Genomic DNA, 19,377 nt, shown 5'->3' on the forward strand with positions numbered 1-19,377 from the left:
CCACCCGTCCGTAGGGTCGGGCCCATGACCGCGACCCGCCGCGCCGGCCTCGGCCTGCTCGCCGCGGTGGTGTTGCTCGCGGTCGCCTTCGCGGTCCCGCAGCTCGCGGACTGGGAGGTCTGGCCGCGGGCGCCGCGCTCGATGTCGGACCTCGCGATCCCGCCGCTGCACGGGCTGTGGGACCCCAAGCTGTTCGGCCCCGGCACGCTGCCCGCGGTCGCGCTCGCCCTGCTCGGGTGGAGGTACGCCGCCGGGCTGGCCGCCCGGCTGCCGTGGCGGCGCCTGCTCGCGGCGGCGTACGTCGCCGCGCTGGCGTGGATGCTGGCGCTCGCGCTGGTCGACGGCGAGCCCGGGCTGACCCGCGTGCTCGGCAACGACGTGGAGTACCTCCAGACCGCCCGGGAGGTCGACGACGTCGGCGAGCTGGTGCGCACCTACGTCGACCGGATCCCGTTGTCCGCGGCGCCGGACAACTGGCCGACCCACGTCGCGGGCCACCCGCCGCTGGCGCTGCTGTTCTTCGTCGGCCTGGTCCGCGTCGGGCTCGGCGGCGACCTGGCCGCGGCGCTGGTCGTCGTGGTGCTCGCCGCGGCGACCGCTCCCCTGGTGCTGGCCACCGTGCGGGTCCTGGGCGCCGAGGCGGCCGCGCGCCGGGCGGCGCCGTTCCTGGTGCTCACCCCCGCCGCGGTGTTCATGGCGGTCTCCGCCGACGCCCTCTTCGGGGCGGTCGCAGCCGCGGGCCTGCTGTGCCTGGCGCTGGGGGCGACCCGCGGGCCGACCAGCGCGCGCGCCGGCGCCGGGTGGTCGGTGCTCGCCGGGCTCCTGCTGGGCTGCTGCGTGATGCTGTCCTACGGGCTGGGCCTGCTCGGGTTCCTCGCGGTGGCGGTCCTGGTCGCCGGACGGTCGTGGTGGCCGCTGCCGGTGGCGGGCACGGCGGCGCTGGTGGTGGTGCTCGGGTTCGCGGCGGGCGGGTTCGCGTGGTGGGAGGCCTACCCGGTCCTGCACGACCGGTACTGGGAGGGCATCGCGGCCGACCGCCCGGCGTCGTACTGGATGTGGGGGAACCTCGCCGCGCTCATCGTCTGCAGCGGCCCGCTCCTGGGCGCCGGGCTCGCGGTCCTCGGCCGTGCCGCGTGGCGCGCCGAGCGGGTCGTCGTCCTGCTCGCGGGCGCGGCGGCGCTGGCGGTCGCCGCGGCGGACCTGTCGCGGATGAGCAAGGCCGAGGTGGAGCGGATCTGGCTGCCGTTCGTGCCGTGGCTGCTGCTGACCACCGCGCTGCTGCCCGAGCGGTGGCGCCGGTGGGGGCTGGCGCTCCAGCTGGTCTTCGCGCTGGTCGTCCAGCACCTGCTCTACACGAGCTGGTGAGGCCGACTTCTCAGGGAAGTCACGCACATACCGGGGCAAATCTCCCCTGATATGTGCAGGGGTCACCGGTGAACCGGGGACCCCTGCACACCGCTCAGGCCCGCAGCGGCGCGGTCGCGAACGCCGGCAGCCCGTCGCAGGGACGCACCTGCGCGCTGAAGCCGAGCTCCGCGCGGGCCCGGTCGGGCGAGGCGACGACGTGGCGCACGTCGCCGAGGCGGTAGCCACCCGTCACCTCGGGCTCGATCCGCCGGCCCGACGCCTCACCGGTCCCTTCGGCGACCAACAGGGCGACGTCGAGGATGGTGACCGGCTCGCCGGAGCAGACGTTGTACGCCGCGAACCGGCCGGTCCCCTCGCCGGTGACCGCGTCGAGGGCCGCGAGGTTGGCGCGGGCGACGTCGTCGACGTGGACGAAGTCGCGGGCCTGGCCGCCGTCCTCGAAGACCTGCGGCGCCTCGCCCCGCTCGAGGGACGAGCGGAACATCGCGGCCACCCCGGAGTACGGCGTGTCCCGCGGCATGCCGGGCCCGTAGACGTTGTGGTAGCGCAGCGCCACGGCGGCCGCGTCGGCCTGCCGGACCCACGCGGCCGCGTAGTGCTCCTGGGCGAGCTTGCTGGCGGCGTACGCGCTGCGCGGGTCCAGCCGCGCGTCCTCCTCGACGGTCTCCCACGACAGGGGGCGACCGCAGGTGGCGCAGTGGTTCTCGAAGTCGCCGGCGTCGAGCGCCTCGCGGCGCCGGGGCGGCGGGACCTGGACGCCGTGCTCGACGCAGGCGTAGCGGCCCTCGCCGTAGACGACCATCGAGGAGGCCAGGACGAGCCGGTCGACGCCGGCCTCGTGCATGGCGGCGAGCAGGGCGGCGGTGCCGAGGTCGTTGTGCGCGGCGTAGTGCGGCAGGTCGGAGACCCTCACGCCGGCCCCGACGAGCGCGGACTGGTGGCAGACGACGTCGATGCCGCGCAGCAGGTCGGGCCACGCCGCGGCGTCGCGCACGTCGAGGTGGTGGGTGCCCGCAGGCGGCTCCGCGGCGCCGTGGGCGTTCTCGAGCATCACGTCGACCCGGACGACCTCGTCGCCGCGCTCCTCCAGCCGGCGGGCGACGGTGGCGCCGATGAAGCCCGCCGAGCCGGTGAGCAGCACCCGCATCACGGCACCTCGTGGGTCAGCTCGACACCGTCGGCCCAGGTGCTGCAGCCGCAGCCGTCGGGGTCCGGCAGCGCCGCGACCACGTCGGTGAGCAGCCCCTTGAGCCGCTCGAGGTTGTCCCGGAAGAGCGCGAAGACCTCCTCCTGCCCGACGCCGGCGCCGTGCTCGACGCCGGCGTCCATGTCGGTCACCAGCGCGATCGCGGAGTAGCACTGGCGCATCTCGCGCGCGAGCGCCGCCTCGGGCGCGCCGGTCATGTTGATCAGGTCCCAGCCCTGCGCGGCGTAGTGCTGCGACTCGGCGCGGGTGGAGAACCGCGGCCCCTCGACCACCACCATGGTGCCGCCGTCGCGGACGTCCATCGCCGCGCCGGCGCCGACGACCGCGCGCCGCAGCCGCGGGCAGTACGGGTCCGCGAACGGCAGGTGCACCGCTCCGGTCTCCACGAAGCTGCCGATCCGCCGGTGCGTGCGGTCGACGAGCTGGTCGGGCACGACGACGTCGCCGGGCGCGACGGTCTCCCGCAGGCCGCCGACCGCGCACGGGGCGAGCACCTGGCGCACCCCGAGGCTGCGCAGCGCCCACGCGTTGGCGCGGTAGTTGATCGCGTGCGGCGGGTAGGCGTGGTCCGCGCCGTGCCGCGGGAGGAAGGCCACCCGGCGGCCCGCCACGGTGCCCACCGCCAGCGGCGAGGAGGGGGCGCCGTACGGCGTCTCGACGACGACCTCCTCGGGGTCGTCGAGGAAGGAGTAGAAGCCGGTGCCGCCGATGACGGCCACGTCTGCGCGAGCGCTCATGGCCGCACTGTGCCCGGTCAGGGCACCGGCGACCCGCTCGGGCTCACTTCTCGCTGGCGGGCAGGCCCAGGGTCGACCAGACCGCGGCCCAGACCTCCTTGGGCGGCACGCCGGCGTCGAGCGCCTCGCGCGCGGTGCGGCCCCCGAGCTCGGCCATCACGAACTGGTCGGCCCAGACCTCGTAGTAGCCGGCGCCCAGCGCCCGCTCCAGCCGCGCCCAGAGCTCGGTGTGTCGCATGCCCCCATCATCGCCTCTGCCCGGCTCCCACCGGCCACCGGCGTCGCGCGCCGTCGGTCAGGATGGGGTCATGTCCACGCCCGTCCTGGTCCGCCCCGCCGTCGCCGCCGACCTGCCCGCGATCGCCGCGGTCTACGACCACCAGGTGCGCACCGGCGTCGCGACCTTCGACCTGGAGCCGCAGGGCACGGCGTACTGGGAGCAGCGGCTGGCCGGCCTCGGCCCGGGCGACCACCTGCTGGTGGCCGAGGAGGACGGCGAGGTGCTCGGGTACGCCGCCGCGTCGCCGTACCGCCCGCGACCGGCCTACCGCCACGCGCGCGAGGTCTCGGTCCACCTCGCCGACACCGCCCGCGGGCGCGGCGTCGGCAGCGCGCTCTACGACGACCTGCTGGCGCGGCTGCGGGCCGACGGGGTCCACACCGCGCTGGCCGTCGTCGCGCTCCCCAACCCGGCCAGCCGCGCGCTGCACCGCCGCTGCGGCTTCGAGCCGGTCGGGGTGCTGCGCGAGGTCGGCTTCAAGCACGAGCGCTGGATCGACACCGAGCTGTGGCAGCTGATGCTCAGGTGAGCAGCAGCGAGTCCAGCCGCCGCCGGACGACGTACAGCCCGACGAGCCCCATGACCACCAGGTAGACCACCGAGACCGCCGAGGACCACGACAGCGCGCCGGTGGTCAGCTCGCGGCACAGCACGACGCCGCGGTAGAGCGGGGTGCACTCCACGACCCAGCGCAGCCAGCCGTCGAAGGCCGTGATCGGGAAGAACGTGGCCGAGAACAGGAACAGCGGCACCTGGACCAGGGTGATCTTGTCGAAGTCCTGCCAGCTCTTCATGAAGGTCGTCAGCGCCATGCAGACCGCGCTGAACGCGAAGCCGATGAGCAGGGCGGCGGGCAGCGCGAGCAGCGCCCACCAGGAGTCGATGAGCCCCATCGCCAGCATCACGAGCAGGAACGCCGCGGAGTAGGTGCCGCCGCGCAGCTGGCCCCAGACGATCTCGGCCCGGGCGATGTCGGAGGTCGTCAGCGGCGTCGCGAGCATCTGGTCGTAGAGCTTGTCGTAGCGCAGCTTGAAGAAGACGCCGTAGGTGCTGTCCAGCAGCGCGCCGTTGAACGCGGACGCGGCGAGCATCGCCGGCGCCACGAACGCGGCGTACGGCACCTCCTCGCCGTTGAAGGTGAAGGTGTCGATGAGCTGGCCGACGCCGATGCCGATGGAGAACAGGTAGAAGACCGGCTCGAGGAAGCCGGTGAGGAAGAGCTTCCACGCGTCGCGGTAGACCAGGTAGTTGCGCAGCACCAGCAGCCGCAGCGCCTGCCAGGCGCTCAGCGGCGGGAGCGGCTCGCGGGGCGTGAGGACCTCGCTCATGAGATCAGCCGCTTCCGCAGGCCGGAGACCGACCAGGACCAGCCGAGGACGCACAGCGCGAGCAGCACGGCGACGTTGACGCCGGCCAGCCACCAGGTGACGTGGTCGAGGGCGAACATCCGCGAGAGGTTCACCCCGTGCCACAGCGGCGTGAGCCGGGCCACCCAGGACCCGACGGCGCCGAGGTTGTCGACGGGGAAGAACGCCCCGGAGAAGAGGAACAGCGGGAAGACGCCGAGCCGGTAGAGCACACCGAAGGCCGTCTCCGAGCGCAACCGCGCGGTGAAGCCGTAGACCAGCCCGGCGAAGGCCATCCCGGTCAGCACCTGGGCGCCGAACGCCAGGAACGGCCCCCACCAGGTCGCGTAGACGCCGAACGGCGCGAGCACGGCGGTGAAGACCGCGCAGGTCGTGACCAGCCGGAAGCCGACGAAGGCCAGGGTCGCGCCGACCAGGTGCGGGACCTGCAGCGGCGTGGCGAGCATCGAGTCATAGACCCGCTGCCACTTGATCAGCCCCATGACGGGGTAGGTCGTCTCCCCCACCGCGGTCTGCATGGCGTGGGCGGCGATCAGGCCGGGGACGACGAAGGCGAGGTACGACGTGGCGCCCTCGAGCTGGTCGGGGTCGGCCTCGATGAAGCCGCCGAGGATCACGCCCATCGCCACGACGTAGAACAGCGGGGCGAGGAAGGAGCTGACGACCGTCCCGCGCCAGGTGCGCCGGTAGACCGTCCACCAGTAGTCGGTCTGCCGGGCGATGCCGACCAGCAGCGGGAGGTCGCCGCGGGCGCCGGTGGCGGTCCCCTGCCGGGACCCGGAGGACTCGGAGGACTCGGGGGCGGCGGTCATCAGTCGACCAGGGTCCGGCCGGTGAGCCGGAGGAAGACGTCCTCCAGCGTGGAGCGGCGCACCAGCGTGGCGACCGGGCGCAGGCCGCGCTCGAGGGTCTTGGCGACGACCTCCTCGCCGTCGGCGCTGTAGACGAGCAGTCGGTCGGGCAGCACCTCGACCCGCTCGCCGAGGTCGGCGACCTGCTCGGCGACCGCCTCGTGGCCCCCGCCGCCGGCGGCGACCCCGAACCGCAGCTCGGCGACCTCGCGGCTGGAGTGCTCCCGGATCAGGTCGAGCGGCGAGCCCTCCGCGACGATCAGGCCCTTGTCCATGACCACGAGCCGGTCGCAGAGCTGCTCGGCCTCGTCCATGTAGTGCGTGGTGATGACCAGGGTGACGCCGGCCTGCTTGAGCCGGAACAGCCGGTCCCACAGCACGTGCCGGGCCTGCGGGTCCAGGCCGGTCGTCGGCTCGTCGAGCAGCAGCAGGTCGGGGCGGTTGACCAGCGAGCGGGCGATGGTGAGCCGGCGCTTCATGCCGCCGGAGAGGTCCTCGACCTTCGCGTCGGCCTTGTCGGTGAGCTGCACGAAGTCCAGCAGCTCCGCGACCCGGTCGCGCACCTCCTTCTTCGGCATCCCGAAGTAGCGGCCGTAGATGTAGAGGTTGTCGCGGACGTTCAGCTCGGTGTCGAGGGTGTCCTCCTGCGGGCACACCCCGAGCCGGCCACGGATCGCCGGCCCGTCGACGGCCGGGTCCATGCCGAGGATCCGCAGCTCGCCGCCGCTGACCGGGGAGACGGCCGCGACCATCCGCATCGTCGAGGACTTCCCGGCGCCGTTGGGCCCGAGGAAGCCGAACGCCTCGCCCCGGCGTACCTCGACGTCGATGCCGCGCACCGCCTCGATGTCGCCGAAGGACTTGCGGAGGCCGCGCGCCGAGATCATCGACGTGATCATCGACGTCGTCGCGGGGGTGGGCTCGCTCACGGACGGGAGGCTAGCGCCGCCCGGGGACGACGACGGTGATCCCGGGGCAGGCGGCACCCGGTGTGCCGAGGGCGGCCATCGCCGCGGGGGCCTCGGCGAGCGGGATCCGGCGGGTCACCAGCGCGGCCGGGTCGAGGGTGCCGGCGGCGACGAGGTCGAGCATCGCGGGGTACTCGTGGGCGGCCATCCCGTGGGAGCCGACCACCGTGAGCTCGTGGGCGACCACCACGTCCATCGGCAGCGGCGGCGCGGCCTGGTCGCCGAGCAGCAGGCCGACCTGGACGTGGCGGCCGCGGCGGCGCAGCGACCGGACCGAGGCGGCGGCGGTCGCCGGGGAGCCGACCGCGTCGACCGAGACGTGGGCCCCGCCGCCGGTGGCGTCGCGGACCGCGTCGGCGACCGGCACCGCGGCCGGGTCGAGCACCTCCGCGCCGAGCGCGCAGGCGGCCTCGCGGGCCGCGGGGTCGAGGTCGGTGGCGACCACGTGCGCGCCGAGCGCGACGCCGACCATCACCGCGGAGAGGCCCACCCCGCCGCAGCCGTGGACCGCGAGGTGCTGGCCGGCCCGCAGGCCGCCGTGCACGGTCAGGGCGCGGTACGACGTCGCGAACCGGCAGCCGAGCGCCGCGGCCGCGTCGAGGGCGAGCCCGTCGGGCACCCGCACCAGGTTCGTGGCCGCCGCGGGGACGGCGACCCGCTCGGCCCACGAGCCGGGGTAGGTGAACCCGGGCTGGACCTGGTCGGGGCAGACCTGCTGCTCCCCCGCCGCGCACCACGCGCAGCGGCCGCAGGCCACCACGAACGGCACGGTCACCCGGTCGCCGACCGACCAGCCCGCGACCTCCGCGCCGACCTCGACGAGGGTGCCGGCGAATTCGTGGCCGGGCACCATCGGCAGCGGCACGGGGTCGTGGCCCTGCCAGGCGTGCCAGTCCGAGCGGCACACCCCGGTCGCGGCGACCTCGACCACCACGCCGCCGGCCGGGCACGCCGGCTCCGCCACGTCCTCGACGACCGGCTGCTCGCCGTAGGCCCGGTACACCACCGCTCGCATGCGGCGGAGCCTAGTGAGCCGCGGGGCGGCGTCCGGCGTCAGGCGCCGGTCGGGGTGTGGCTGGCCTGCTCGGAGGTGCGGGGGCCGGTCTGCTCGGAGTCCTCCTGGGTGCCCTCGGGGTCCTGGGTGCGCTCGTCGGACTCCTCGAGGATCGCCTCGGCCTGGGCCGCGGGGTCCGCGCTCCCGGCGGCCTCCTCCTCGGGCAGCAGCTCCGCGCGCCGGTCGATGCGCGCCTGGTCGGTCTCGTCGTGCTGGTGCTCCTCGCTCATGCTCCCGAACGTACCCGGGCAACGGTCCGCGCAAGCGCCGGGCCGCTCGCCCGGACGATCCACGGCCGCGCACTGTCGGTGCCCTGAGCGAGGATGGACGACGTGCCCGACCCGACCGACCCCGCTGACGCCCTGGCGCGCTTCAGCGACGCGACCCGCACCTGGTTCGGTGCGGCCTTCGCGGCGCCGACGCCGGCCCAGCAGGGTGCGTGGGCGGCGATCGATGCGGGCCGGCACGCGCTGGTCGTGGCGCCGACCGGCTCGGGCAAGACCCTCTCGGCGTTCCTGTGGTCGCTGGACCGGTTGCTCTCCGAGCCGCGCCCCGAGGACAAGCAGAAGCGCTGCCGCGTCCTCTACGTCTCCCCGCTCAAGGCGCTGGCCGTCGACGTGGAGCGCAACCTGCGCACGCCGCTGACCGGCATCCGGCAGACCGCCGACCGGCTGGGCACGACGGTGCCCGAGGTGCGGGTCGGCGTGCGCTCCGGCGACACCCCGGCCGCCGACCGGCGCAAGCTGGTGACCGACCCGCCCGACATCATGATCACGACCCCCGAGTCGCTGTTCCTGATGCTCACCTCCCAGGCCCGCGAGTCGCTGCGCGGGGTGGAGACGGTCATCCTCGACGAGGTCCACGCCGTCGCCGGCACCAAGCGCGGCGCGCACCTCGCCCTGACCCTCGAGCGCCTCGACGCCCTGCTGGACCGACCCGCGCAGCGGGTCGGCCTCTCCGCCACGGTCCGCCCGCTCGACGAGGTGGCCCGCTTCCTCGGCGGCTCCGCGCCGGTGGAGATCGTGGCGCCGCCCTCGACGAAGGAGTGGGACCTCAAGGTCGTGGTCCCGGTCGAGGACATGACCGCTCCGGAGCAGTACGACGAGGATTCCGAGGAGCCCGCCCGCGCGCAGTCGATCTGGCCGCACGTCGAGGAGCGGGTGGTCGACCTGATCGAGGAGCACCGCTCGACGATCGTCTTCGCCAACTCCCGGCGGCTGGCCGAGCGGCTGACCGCCCGGCTCAACGAGATCGCCACCGCGCGGGCCGCCCCCGACGCCGACGCCCTCGAGCGGCAGACCGGCGGCGGTCAGACCGGCCCGCCGGCGCAGGTGATGGCGCAGTCCGGCTCCTCGCGCCCGGTCTCGGCCGACGACCCGTACGCCACCGTCGTCGCCAAGGCCCACCACGGCTCGGTCTCCAAGGAGCAGCGCGCCCTCATCGAGGACGACCTCAAGCGCGGCCGGCTCCCCGCGGTGGTCGCCACCAGCAGCCTCGAGCTCGGCATCGACATGGGCGCGGTCGACCTCGTCGTCCAGATCGAGTCCCCGCCCAGCGTCGCCTCCGCGCTCCAGCGCGTCGGGCGGGCCGGCCACCAGGTCGGCGAGGTCTCCCGCGGCGTGCTGTTCCCCAAGCACCGCGGCGACCTCGCCCAGACCGCTGTCGCCGTCGAGCGGATGCGCGCCGGCGCGATCGAGTCCCTGCGCGTCCCGGCCAACCCCCTCGACGTGCTCGCCCAGCAGGTCGTCGCGGCCACCGCGATGGAGCCCTGGCCGGTCGACGACCTCTTCGACCTGGTCCGCCGCACCGCCTCCTTCGCCCAGCTGCCCCGCTCGGCGTACGACGCCGTGCTGGACCTGCTCGCCGGGCGCTACCCCTCCGACGAGTTCGCCGAGCTCCGCCCCCGCATCGTGTGGGACCGGGTCACCGGCACCCTCACCGGGCGGCCGGGCGCGCAGCGGCTGGCGGTGACCAGCGGCGGCACGATCCCCGACCGCGGCCTGTTCGGCGTCTTCCTCGTCGGCGGCGAGGGCCCCGGCAAGCGGGTCGGCGAGCTGGACGAGGAGATGGTCTACGAGTCCCGCGTGGGCGACATCTTCGCCCTCGGCGCGACCAGCTGGCGGATCGAGGACATCACCCACGACCGGGTCCTCGTCACCCCCGCGCCGGGCATCCCCGGCCGGCTGCCGTTCTGGAAGGGCGACGCCCCCGGCCGCCCCGCCGAGCTCGGCACCGCCATCGGCGCCTTCACCCGCGAGCTCGGCGCCCTGCCGCCGCCGAAGGCCGAGCAGGTCGCCCGCGAGCGCGGCCTCGACGAGTACGCCGCCGCCAACCTGGTGGCCTACCTCCACGAGCAGCTCGAGGCCACCAACGTGCTGCCCAGCGACCGCACCCTGGTGGTGGAACGGTTCCGCGACGAGCTCGGCGACTGGCGCCTGGTGCTGCACTCCCCCTTCGGCACGCCCGTCCACGCGCCGTGGGCGCTGGCGATCAACGCCCGCCTGCGCGAGCGGTACGGCATCGACGGCCAGGCGGTCGCCTCCGACGACGGCATCGTCATCCGGATCCCCGACACCGACGCGGAGCCGCCCGGCGGCGACGTGATCGTCTTCGAGGCCGACGAGATCGACGACCTGGTCACCACCGAGGTCGGCGGGTCCGCGCTGTTCGCCGCCCGGTTCCGCGAGTGCGCGGCCCGCGCGCTGCTGCTGCCCCGGCGCGACCCCGGGCGGCGCTCCCCGCTGTGGCAGCAGCGGCAGCGCTCCGCGGCCCTGCTCGAGGTCGCCTCGAAGTACCCCTCCTTCCCCATCGTCCTGGAGGCCGTCCGCGAGTGCCTCCAGGACGTCTACGACCTGCCCGCCCTGGTCGCCCTGATGCGCAGCATCGACCGGCGCGAGGTCCGCGTCGTCGACGTCTCGACCCACGCCCCGTCGCCGTTCGCCCGCAGCCTGCTCTTCGGGTACGTCGCCCAGTTCATGTACGAGGGCGACTCCCCCATCGCCGAGCGCCGCGCGGCCGCCCTCTCCCTGGACCAGGGCCTGCTGGCCGAGCTCCTGGGCCGCGCCGAGCTGCGCGAGCTGCTCGACCCCGACGTGCTCGCCGAGGTCGAGGCCGAGCTGCAACGGCTCCACCCCGACCGCCGCGCCCGCGACGCCGAGGGCGTCGCGGACCTGCTGCGCGGGCTCGGCCCGTTGACCACCGCCGAGGTCGCCGAGCGCTGCGTCGAGGGCGCCGACGTCGCCGGCTGGCTGCGCACGCTGGCCGACGCCCGCCGGGTCACCGAGGTCCGGATGGCCGGGGAGGAGCGCTGGAGCTCGATCGAGGACGTCGGCCGCCTGCGCGACGGCCTCGGCGTCGCCGTCCCGCCGGGGACGCCGTCGGTCTTCACCGAGCCGGTCGAGGACCCGCTCGCCGACCTGGTCTCGCGCTACGCCCGCACCCACGGCCCCTTCACCACCGAGCAGTGCGCGGACCGGCTCGGCCTGGGCCAGGCCGTCGTCCGGCACACCCTCCAGCGCCTCGCCGGCCAGGGCCGGGTCCTCGACGGTGAGTTCCGTCCCTCCGGCGCCGGGTCGGAGTGGTGCGACGCCGAGGTGCTGCGCCGGCTGCGCCGCCGCTCCCTGGCCCGACTCCGCAAGGAGGTCGAGCCGGTCGAGCCGGCCGCCCTCGGCCGGTTCCTCACCGCGTGGCAGCACGTCGACACCGGCTCGGGCCGCGGCCCGCGGGGCGTCGACGGGGTGCTGACCGTGGTCGAGCAGCTCGCCGGCTGCCCGGTCCCCGCCTCCGCACTGGAGCCGCTGGTGCTCTCCGCGCGGGTGCGCGACTACGAGTCCTCCTACCTCGACGAGCTGACCGCCTCCGGCGAGGTCGTCTGGGCCGGGCACGGCGCCCTGCCCGGCTCCGACGGCTGGATCTCCCTGCACCTGGCCGACTCCGCGCACCTGACGCTGCCCGAGCCCGAGCCGTTCGAGCACAGCGAGCTCCACCAGGCGCTCCTCGACGCGCTCGCCCCCGGCGGGGCCTACTTCTTCCGCCAGCTCGCCGACACCGTGACCGGCTCCCTCGGCGCCACCCCCGACGCCGCCGTCTCCGCCGCGCTGTGGGACCTGGTCTGGGCGGGCCGGATCAGCAACGACACCCTCACCCCGCTGCGGGGGCTGGTCCGCGGCGGCTCGGCGAGCCACCGCACCAAGCGCGCCGCGCCGCGGGTGCGGATGTCGCAGACCACCCGGGGGCGGATGCCCGCCCGCACCGGCCCGCCGGAGACGGCCGGCCGCTGGGCGGTGCTGCCCGCGATCGACGAGGACCCCACCCGGCGCGCGCACGCCGCCGCCGAGCGGCTGCTGGACCGGCACGGCGTGGTGATCCGCGGGGCGGTGGTGAGCGAGCGGCTCCCGGGCGGGTTCGCGGCGGCGTACAAGGTGTTGTCGGCGTTCGAGGACTCCGGGCGCTGCCGGCGCGGCTACTTCGTCGACGGCCTGGGGGCCGCGCAGTTCGGCACCGCCGGGGCGATCGACCGGCTCCGCACGTTCGCCGAGGTCGACCCCGACGCCAAGCCGGTCGCCGTCGCCCTGGCCGCGACCGACCCGGCGAACCCCTACGGCGCCGCGCTCCCCTGGCCCGAGCGCGTCGTGGAGAGCGACGCCGCCGACGGGAAGCCCGGCGCCGGTCACCGGCCCGGACGCAAGGCCGGCGCGATGGTGGTGCTCGTCGACGGCGTGCTGACGATGTACGTCGAGCGCGGCGGGCGCACCCTGCTGACCTGGGCCGACGACGAGGAGCGCCTCGTCCCGGCCGCCCAGGCGCTCGCCGAGGCCGCCCGCCGCGGCTCGCTGGGCCGGCTCACCGTGGAGCGGGCCGACGGCGAGCAGCTGCTCGGCTCGGGCTCCACGCCGCTGCGCGAGGCGCTCACCGCGGCCGGCTTCGTCTCCACCCCCCGGGGCCTGCGGCTGCGAGGCGCCGGTGCCTGAGGGCGACACCGTCTACCGGGCGGCGCGGCTGCTGGACCGGGCGCTGTCGGGCCACGTGCTCGTCCGCACCGACCTCCGGGTCCCGCAGCACGCCACCGCGGACCTGGCCGGCTCGACCGTCGTGCGGACGGTCTCCCGCGGCAAGCACCTGCTCACCCGGATCGAGGGCGAGCAGGGCGCCTGGACGCTGCACACCCACCTGAAGATGGAGGGCGCCTGGCGGGTGCACCGCCCCGGCGAGCCCTGGAGGCGCCCGGCCCACCAGGCCCGCGTCGTGCTCACGACCGACGACCGGGTCGCCGTCGGCTTCTCCCTCGGCGTCGTGGACCTGCTGCCCACCGCGGAGGAGCACACCGTCGTCGGCCACCTCGGCCCCGACCTGCTCGGCCCGGACTGGGACGAGGAGGAGGCGCTGCGCCGGCTGCGCGCCGAGCCGGACCGGCCGCTCAGCGAGGCGCTCCTGGACCAGCGCAACCTCGCCGGCATCGGGAACATGTACCTCGCCGAGCTCTGCTACGTCTCCGGCGTGCACCCGCTCGCTCCGGTGGGATCGGTCGCGAACCTGCCGCGGCTGGTCCGCCGCGGCAAGCAGATGCTCGACCTCAACAAGGAGCGCGCGGTCCAGTCCACGACCGGGGACCTGCGCGAGCGGGAACGGATGTGGGTCTACCGCCGCGACAGGTCACCCTGCCGGCGGTGCCGCACCCCGATCCGGGTCGCGATGACCGGGCCCGCGGGGCGGGAGCGGGCGACGTACTGGTGCCCGGCCTGCCAGCCGGAGCCGGGCGGCTGAGCCCTCGACCGAGCCCGCCGCTAGGCCGCGGAGGCGACGACGTCGCCGGCGCCGCGTCGGGCGGCGCTGCCGACCGTGCTGACGGTGATCGGGATGGGGGCCAGCGCGGCCTCCTCGATGGCGACCGCGTGGGAGACGTCGCGGAGCACGTCGCTCAGCGGCACGTCCAGCGCGCCGCACAACGAGGCGAGGAGCTCGGAGGAGGCCTCCTTCTGCCCGCGCTCGATCTCGGAGATGTAGCCCAGGCTCACCCGGGCCTCGGCGGAGACCTGCCGCAGGGTCATCCCGCGCTGCATGCGCCGCTCGCGGAGCACGTCGCCGAGAAGCCGACGAAAAAGCACCATGCGGGTTCCCCTTCCTGGTCGGTTCGTCAACGCTACCCGATCGCGGTTTCTTCCGTGCCCAGCATGTCCTCCAGCGCCGACAGTGCCTCCTGGACCGCCAGGTTCTGCACGGTCACCCGGTCCCCGCCGAGCTCCAGCTCGATCGCCTCGAGCCGCCCGGGGCCGGAGAGGCCGACGAAGACGGTGCCCGCAGGCTTGCCCTCCTGCTCGCCGGGCCCGGCGACGCCGGTGGTCGCGATGCCGTACGTCGCGCCGGTCAGCTTCCGCACGCCCGAGGCCATCGCCCGGGCACACTCCGCGGAGACCACGCCGTGCTCCTCGATGATCTCCTCGGAGACCTCGAGCAGGCTGTGCTTGAGCTCGGTGGCGTAGGTGACCACGCCGCCGAGGAACGTCCCGGACGCTCCCGGTGTCTCGGTGAGCTTGACCGCCACCCGGCCGCCGGTGAGCGACTCGGCGGAGGCGATGGTCTGGCCGCTGGCGCGCAGCAGCAGGTGGACCCGGGCGGCGACGTCGATCACGCCCCGATGCTAGGCCGTCCCCCGAGCCGACCGGGTGCGGACCCACCCGGGTCGCCCGCCCCGTAGCCTCGGACGCATGGCCCTGCCGATCGAGGACTACGCAGTGATCGGCGACCGGCGTACCGCCGCGCTCGTGGGGACCAACGGGTCGATCGACTGGTTGTGCCTGCCGCGCTTCGACTCCCCCGCGTGCCTCGCCGGCCTGCTCGGGACGCCCGAGCACGGCCACTGGCAGCTGGTCCCCGAGGGGGTCTACAGCACCGAGCGGCGCTACGTCGGCGCCTCGGCGGTGCTGGAGACGACGTTCACCACCGCCGACGGCGTGGTGCGGCTGACCGACCTGATGCCGCGCGGCGACGGCCGGGCCGACGTCGTGCGCCGGGTGTCCGGGGTGAGCGGCCGGGTGCGGATGCGGCACGAGTGGCGGATCCGGCTCGACTACGGCGCCGTGCACCCCTGGGTCCGGCGCCACCACCTCCACGGCGAGGACGTCATCGTCGCCATCGCCGGCCCCGACCAGCTCGTGCTGCGCGGGCCGCGGCTCCCGCGGGCCACCGACCACAGCCACAACGACGAGTTCGAGGTCGGCCCCGGCGACGACCTCGTCTTCACGATGACCTGGCTGCCCTCGCACGTCCCGCTCGACGACCTCCACGACCTCGGCGACCGGGTCGCGCAGAGCATCGACGAGGACGAGGCGTGGGCGCGGTCGTGCCGCGAGGACCTGCCGCACGCCGACCTGGTGCGACGCTCCCTGCTCACCCTGCGGCTGATGACCCACGAGGAGACCGGCGGCATCGTCGCCGCCCCCACCACCTCGCTGCCCGAGGAGATCGGTGGCGAACGGAACTGGGACTACCGCTTCTGCTGGCTGCGCGACGCCGCGCTGACCATCACCTCCCTCATCGACGCCGGCTACACCGAGGAGGCGATGCTGTGGCGGGCCTGGCTGCTCCGCTCGGTGGCCGGAGACCCGCAGGACCTCCAGATCATGTACGCCGTGGACGGCGCGCGCCGCCTGCCCGAGCACGAGCTGCCGCACCTGCCGGGGTACGCCGGCTCGCTGCCGGTGCGGATCGGCAACGGGGCCGCGGTGCAGAAGCAGCACGACGTGCTCGGCGAGGTCATGGACGCCCTGGACCGGGTGCGGACCGTCCGCGGCACGGCCGAGGACGAGGCGTGGGCGCTGCAGCGCGCGCTGGTCGACGACCTCGCCCGGCACTGGCAGGAGCCCGACCACGGCATCTGGGAGATCCGCGGGGAGCCGCGTCACTTCACCCACTCCCGCGCGATGGTCTGGGTCGCCTTCGACCGCGCCGTCCGGGCGGTCGAGGTCCACGGCCTCCCCGGGCCGGTCGAGAAGTGGCGCCGGGTCCGCGACGAGGTGCACGCCGAGGTCCTCGCCCGGGGCTGGAACGAGGAGAAGGGCACCTTCACCCAGCACTACGACACCGACGAGGTCGACGCCTCGTTGCTGGTGCTGCCGCTGGTCGGCTTCCTCCCCGCCGACGACCCGCGCATCCTGGGCACCATCGAGGCGATCGAGCGCGAGCTGATGCGCGACGGGCTGCTGCTGCGCTACCGCACCGAGACCGGTGTCGACGGCCTGGCCGGCGACGAGCACCCGTTCCTCGCCTGCTCGTTCTGGCTCGTCTCGGCCTACGCCCTGGCCGGGCGGGTCAAGGACGCCCACGCCCTCTTCGACCGGCTGGCCGCCCTCGCCAACGACGTCGGCCTGCTGGCCGAGGAGTACGACCCGGTCGCCTCCCGGATGACAGGCAACTTCCCCCAGGCCTTCAGCCACCTGACCCTCGTCCAGGCCGCGCTCGTCCTGGCCGACGCCGGGCCGGCCTAGGAGCCACACCCGCCCGCGCGGCCGGCGCCCCGACGTACGACGGCGGGGGCCGGCCCGGGTGGGCCGACCCCCGCCGTGGGTCAGGTGGGACGTCGCGAGGTCAGCGCCGCACGACCCGGACGACCCGGACGATGCTGCGCGCGGCGACGTCGCCGCGGCCGTTGTAGGTGATCGTCAGCGTCTTGTCGCCGGCGCCGCCGAACTTCCAGAGCCGGACCTTGAGCACACCGTCCTCGAGCTTGACGACCTTGGTGCGCTTGCCCGGGAAGGACACCCGGACCCAGCCGTCGGCGGCCTCGCCCTGGGCATGGACCTTGACCGTCAGCACCGCACGGGTCCGTCCGGCCACGACCTGCTGGGGGTACCAGAAGGCCCGCACGGTCGGCTTCACCGGCTCCGGGGCGGGGGGCTCCGTCGGGTCCGTCGGGCCCGGGGTCGGCGGGTCGGTCGGGTCCGAGGGACCCGGCGTCGGCGGGTCGGTGGGCGAGGGCGTCACCGGGCCGGGGTCCGTCGGCTCGGCGACGGTGTCGATGCCGACGACGACGGGGTCGTGGTCGGAGGACCGGTACGGACCGGGGGCGTGGAAGTCCGCGCCGTGGTAGTTGAACCGGCTGTACTCCAGCGCGATCGACTCACCGCTGTTGATGCTCCAGACGTCGGAGCCGGTGATGGAGGCGAGCGCCGCGTCGTTGGCGAGGACGTGGTCGAGCGAGCCGACCAGGCCCGAGAACAGGTAGCTGTACTCGTCGTTGCCGGTCGCCGACGTCACGTCGGCGTAGCCCGCCTCGTCGAGGAGGCGGATCGGGTCCTCCATCGTGTAGGCGTTGAAGTCACCGAGCAGGTACGCCGCGTCGACGTCCTCCTCGACCCGGACCCCCTCGACCCAGGTCGCGAGCGCCTCGGCCTGGCGGACCCGGTCGGGGTTCGCGTTGCCCTGGCCGGTGCCGTCGTCGACGCCCGAGCCCTTGGACTTGAAGTGGTTGACCACGAAGAGGAACGGCTCGCCGCCCTCGGTCGAGGTGAAGACCTGGGCGATCGGCTCGCGGGCGTTGTCGAACGCCTCGCCCGCGCCGCTCAGCTCGCCGAGCGCGCGCGCCTCGCCGACCCGTCGCACGGCGGCGGGCTTGTAGATGATGGCGTTGGTGATGACGTCCATCTCCGCGGCCGGGGGCAGGTCGGCCGAGGACGGGTTGGCCGCCCAGACCTCGGAGCCCGCGTCGGCGTTGAGCGCCGCGACCAGGCTCTCGGTCGCCTCGTCGGCCTCCTCGCCGAGGACGAGGGAGTTCTCGATCTCCATCAGGCCGACGACATCGGCGTCCATGGCGTTGATCGCGGCGACGATCTTCTCCTGCTGGCGCGCGAAGTCCTCGGGGTCCCAGGCGCCGCGCTGGTCGCAGCCGGTGTTGACGTTGGTGCCGTCGCCGGCGCGGTCGGTGTAGGGCCGGCAGCCGTCGTCGCCGACGTTGTCGTCGTCCGCGTCGCCGAGGGTGGTGAAGTAGTTCAGGACGTTGAACGAGGCGATCGCGAGCTCCGCCTCGCCGTCCGGGTCCACCCGCGAGGCGTCGGGCGCGGCCTCACGGGTGTCCTCGAAGACCGCCGGGGAGGTCGCGGGGAACCGCGAGCCGTCGACCGAGACGAGCGGCTGGAAGCGGTACGTCGGCGCGCTGGTCGAGCCGCCCTCGGTGAGGATGACGTCCTCGACGAACTCCACGCCGGCGCCCACCCGCACGGGGTCGGTGTCGGAGACGTAGGCCGGCACCAGGTTCTTGTTGCTCGTGAAGCTCGTCCCCGAGCCGTCGTCCAGCGTGATCGCGCGGGCCGCGTTGTCGGCGACGACCGCGGCGATCGCGCTCGCGTCACGGGGGTCGGCCACCTCGGTCGGCTGGAGGAGCGGGGTGTCGCCGAGCGCGAGCCCCACCTCGCCGTACACGTTGGTGCTGTAGGTGTCGGCGACGGTGAACTCGCGGTCCCGGACGCCGAAGAGCATGCCCTCGAGGGTCTCCTTGGCCGCGTCCGTGGCGGGCCAGGCACCGGTGTAGGGCACCGGGGCGGCCGCGGGGGTCGTCAGCTCGGTGACCTGGGCCGCCGAGGTGCGGATCTGGGTCTGGCCGGCGTGCTCGGCGACCTCGCCGGTGACCTCGACGTGGTCACCCGGCTCGACGCTGATCGCGCCGGAGCCGTTCGGGTAGTAGACGAAGACGCCGTCGGAGGCGGTCCGGTCGGCCTCGGCGCCGGTGCCGGGCGTCTGGAGGTAGAAGCCGTAGAGGAACTGCGGCACGGCGGTGACCACGCCCGTGGTCGTCACCACGTCGCCCACCAACGGCGATGCGGCGCCGGTGCCCTGGATCTCGGGGATGGTGGCGTCGACCGGGTCCGCCGGCGGCTCGGGCTCGACCGGGCCGGCCCCGCTGCTCTGCGGCGTGGGCGCGCCGACGGTGAACTCGTCAGCGTTGTTGTCGGCGTCGGCCTTCGTGCGGCTCACCGAGGTGGCGTTCGCTGTCGCGGCCGCCGCGGCGGTCTCGTAGCTCGCGGCCGGGGCACCCGAGCCGTTCGCGCCCCAGCCGACCATGTCGACGATGCCTGTGGCGCCAGCGAGGTTGCCCGCGCCGGTGAAGGAAGCGCCTCGATACACCAGGACCTGACCGCCGGTGCCGGCGATGTTGAAGGTGCTCGTGGCGTCGGGGGTCGGGAGCGCCGGGAGCGCGGCGTTGTTGCCGTCGGCGCCCTTGACGAGGAAGTGCTTGCCAGGCGCGAGGGTGCCGCTCAGCGCGAGCTTGCCGCCGCTGCCGTTCGTGACGGAGCGGTACTCCAGCGTCAGGCCGGACAGGTCGACGGCGGCGTCCGTGGGGTTGTGGAGCTCGATGAAGTCCGAGCGCAGCGGGGCGCCGGTGTTGCCGCCGCCGCCGTACACCTCGCTGATGACGAGGTTCGGGCTGACGGCGTGCGCCGGGAGCGGCGCGAAGGAGAGGCCGGTGGCGGCGAGGGCCAGACCGGCGCAGGCCGCGAGCGACCTGCGGGGGGAACGCCCGGATGAGGGCATGACGAAACCTCCGAGAGGGGGT

General features: G+C 74.8%; 16 protein-coding genes. 5 read left to right on the forward strand and 11 right to left on the reverse strand.

Annotated elements, in window-relative coordinates; genetic code table 11:
- Nucleotides 1-24: 24 nt before the first annotated feature.
- A complete protein-coding gene (locus HPC71_RS12865; protein ID WP_154616516.1) occupies nt 25-1,365 on the forward strand; it encodes a hypothetical protein in 1,341 nt (446 codons plus the stop codon).
- Nucleotides 1,366-1,459: 94 nt separating this feature from the next.
- On the opposite strand, the gene HPC71_RS12870 is transcribed toward HPC71_RS12865, so the two are convergent.
- Genes HPC71_RS12870 through HPC71_RS12880 form a run of 3 tightly spaced genes read right to left on the reverse strand, consistent with a single transcriptional unit; the run spans nt 1,460 to nt 3,550 of the window.
- Nucleotides 1,460-2,515 (reverse strand): NAD-dependent epimerase/dehydratase family protein, encoded by a 1,056-nt coding sequence (locus HPC71_RS12870; protein WP_154616515.1) that lies wholly within the window; start codon nt 2,513-2,515, stop codon nt 1,460-1,462.
- Nucleotides 2,515-3,312: an S-methyl-5'-thioadenosine phosphorylase gene (locus tag HPC71_RS12875; protein ID WP_154616514.1), complete on the reverse strand. Its 798-nt coding sequence runs from the start codon at nt 3,310-3,312 to the stop codon at nt 2,515-2,517. Before HPC71_RS12875 ends, HPC71_RS12870 begins: the two co-directional genes overlap by 1 nt.
- A gap of 43 nt (nt 3,313-3,355) precedes the next feature.
- Entirely contained in the window at nt 3,356-3,550 is a 195-nt protein-coding gene (locus HPC71_RS12880) for a DUF3046 domain-containing protein (RefSeq protein ID WP_154616513.1), read from the reverse strand.
- Nucleotides 3,551-3,620: 70 nt separating this feature from the next.
- Here HPC71_RS12880 and HPC71_RS12885 point away from each other — a divergent pair, with 70 nt between their 5' ends.
- The gene (locus tag HPC71_RS12885) at nt 3,621-4,121 is read left to right on the forward strand and encodes a GNAT family N-acetyltransferase (RefSeq protein ID WP_154616512.1); all 501 of its coding nucleotides are present in this window, start codon (nt 3,621-3,623) and stop codon (nt 4,119-4,121) included.
- Here HPC71_RS12885 and HPC71_RS12890 read toward each other — a convergent pair.
- Genes HPC71_RS12890 through HPC71_RS12910 form a run of 5 tightly spaced genes read right to left on the reverse strand, consistent with a single transcriptional unit; the run spans nt 4,114 to nt 8,062 of the window.
- Nucleotides 4,114-4,920 carry an ABC transporter permease gene (locus HPC71_RS12890; RefSeq protein ID WP_154616511.1) on the reverse strand — a complete coding sequence of 269 codons (807 nt, stop codon included), beginning with the start codon at nt 4,918-4,920 and terminating at the stop codon, nt 4,114-4,116. The genes HPC71_RS12885 and HPC71_RS12890 overlap by 8 nt on opposite strands.
- Nucleotides 4,917-5,771 (reverse strand): ABC transporter permease, encoded by an 855-nt coding sequence (locus tag HPC71_RS12895; protein ID WP_154616510.1) that lies wholly within the window; start codon nt 5,769-5,771, stop codon nt 4,917-4,919. The genes HPC71_RS12890 and HPC71_RS12895 overlap by 4 nt, the downstream gene beginning before the upstream one ends.
- Complete coding sequence (locus HPC71_RS12900; protein WP_257866242.1) at nt 5,771-6,739, reverse strand: ABC transporter ATP-binding protein; 969 nt, start codon at nt 6,737-6,739, stop codon at nt 5,771-5,773. Before HPC71_RS12900 ends, HPC71_RS12895 begins: the two co-directional genes overlap by 1 nt.
- Nucleotides 6,740-6,749: 10 nt before the next feature.
- Nucleotides 6,750-7,793 carry an alcohol dehydrogenase catalytic domain-containing protein gene (locus HPC71_RS12905; protein ID WP_154616509.1) on the reverse strand — a complete coding sequence of 348 codons (1,044 nt, stop codon included), beginning with the start codon at nt 7,791-7,793 and terminating at the stop codon, nt 6,750-6,752.
- Between the two features lie 38 nt (nt 7,794-7,831).
- Nucleotides 7,832-8,062 carry a hypothetical protein gene (locus tag HPC71_RS12910; protein WP_154616508.1) on the reverse strand — a complete coding sequence of 77 codons (231 nt, stop codon included), beginning with the start codon at nt 8,060-8,062 and terminating at the stop codon, nt 7,832-7,834.
- A gap of 93 nt (nt 8,063-8,155) precedes the next feature.
- On the opposite strand from HPC71_RS12910, the gene HPC71_RS12915 reads away from it, so the two are divergent.
- Together HPC71_RS12915 and HPC71_RS12920 are read left to right on the forward strand one after the other, a co-directional pair.
- Nucleotides 8,156-12,802, forward strand: a complete 4,647-nt coding sequence (locus HPC71_RS12915; protein ID WP_154616507.1) for an ATP-dependent helicase — start codon at nt 8,156-8,158, stop codon at nt 12,800-12,802.
- Complete coding sequence (locus HPC71_RS12920; protein ID WP_171896771.1) at nt 12,795-13,595, forward strand: Fpg/Nei family DNA glycosylase; 801 nt, start codon at nt 12,795-12,797, stop codon at nt 13,593-13,595. The genes HPC71_RS12915 and HPC71_RS12920 overlap by 8 nt, the downstream gene beginning before the upstream one ends.
- A 20-nt stretch (nt 13,596-13,615) precedes the next feature.
- On the opposite strand, the gene HPC71_RS12925 is transcribed toward HPC71_RS12920, so the two are convergent.
- Nucleotides 13,616-13,939 carry a helix-turn-helix domain-containing protein gene (locus tag HPC71_RS12925; protein ID WP_154616506.1) on the reverse strand — a complete coding sequence of 108 codons (324 nt, stop codon included), beginning with the start codon at nt 13,937-13,939 and terminating at the stop codon, nt 13,616-13,618.
- 32 nt (nt 13,940-13,971) lie between these two features.
- The gene (locus tag HPC71_RS12930) at nt 13,972-14,460 is read right to left on the reverse strand and encodes a CinA family protein (RefSeq protein ID WP_253943708.1); all 489 of its coding nucleotides are present in this window, start codon (nt 14,458-14,460) and stop codon (nt 13,972-13,974) included.
- Between the two features lie 76 nt (nt 14,461-14,536).
- Between HPC71_RS12930 and HPC71_RS12935 the strand changes: the two genes are divergently transcribed.
- A complete protein-coding gene (locus HPC71_RS12935) occupies nt 14,537-16,315 on the forward strand; it encodes a glycoside hydrolase family 15 protein (RefSeq protein WP_154616505.1) in 1,779 nt (592 codons plus the stop codon).
- Between the two features lie 100 nt (nt 16,316-16,415).
- Here the strand turns inward: HPC71_RS12935 and HPC71_RS12940 are convergent, their stop codons facing one another.
- The gene (locus HPC71_RS12940; protein WP_154616504.1) at nt 16,416-19,355 is read right to left on the reverse strand and encodes an ExeM/NucH family extracellular endonuclease; all 2,940 of its coding nucleotides are present in this window, start codon (nt 19,353-19,355) and stop codon (nt 16,416-16,418) included.
- Between the last annotated feature and the right edge of the window lie 22 nt (nt 19,356-19,377).

The organism is Nocardioides marmotae (assembly GCF_013177455.1).
GTDB lineage: Bacteria > Actinomycetota > Actinomycetes > Propionibacteriales > Nocardioidaceae > Nocardioides > Nocardioides marmotae.

Bases quoted from the DNA above. Each gene is read 5' to 3' on its own strand.
- HPC71_RS12905 (WP_154616509.1), bottom strand. From the start codon at position 7,793: ATGCGAGCGGTGGTGTACCGGGCCTACGGCGAGCAGCCGGTCGTCGAG.
- HPC71_RS12865 (WP_154616516.1), top strand. From the start codon at position 25: ATGACCGCGACCCGCCGCGCCGGCCTCGGCCTGCTCGCCGCGGTGGTG.
- HPC71_RS12935 (WP_154616505.1), top strand. From the start codon at position 14,537: ATGGCCCTGCCGATCGAGGACTACGCAGTGATCGGCGACCGGCGTACC.
- HPC71_RS12940 (WP_154616504.1), bottom strand. From the start codon at position 19,355: ATGCCCTCATCCGGGCGTTCCCCCCGCAGGTCGCTCGCGGCCTGCGCC.
- HPC71_RS12910 (WP_154616508.1), bottom strand. From the start codon at position 8,062: ATGAGCGAGGAGCACCAGCACGACGAGACCGACCAGGCGCGCATCGAC.
- HPC71_RS12875 (WP_154616514.1), bottom strand. From the start codon at position 3,312: ATGAGCGCTCGCGCAGACGTGGCCGTCATCGGCGGCACCGGCTTCTAC.
- HPC71_RS12870 (WP_154616515.1), bottom strand. From the start codon at position 2,515: ATGCGGGTGCTGCTCACCGGCTCGGCGGGCTTCATCGGCGCCACCGTC.
- HPC71_RS12885 (WP_154616512.1), top strand. From the start codon at position 3,621: ATGTCCACGCCCGTCCTGGTCCGCCCCGCCGTCGCCGCCGACCTGCCC.
- HPC71_RS12925 (WP_154616506.1), bottom strand. From the start codon at position 13,939: ATGGTGCTTTTTCGTCGGCTTCTCGGCGACGTGCTCCGCGAGCGGCGC.
- HPC71_RS12895 (WP_154616510.1), bottom strand. From the start codon at position 5,771: ATGACCGCCGCCCCCGAGTCCTCCGAGTCCTCCGGGTCCCGGCAGGGG.
- HPC71_RS12880 (WP_154616513.1), bottom strand. From the start codon at position 3,550: ATGCGACACACCGAGCTCTGGGCGCGGCTGGAGCGGGCGCTGGGCGCC.
- HPC71_RS12915 (WP_154616507.1), top strand. From the start codon at position 8,156: ATGGACGACGTGCCCGACCCGACCGACCCCGCTGACGCCCTGGCGCGC.
- HPC71_RS12890 (WP_154616511.1), bottom strand. From the start codon at position 4,920: ATGAGCGAGGTCCTCACGCCCCGCGAGCCGCTCCCGCCGCTGAGCGCC.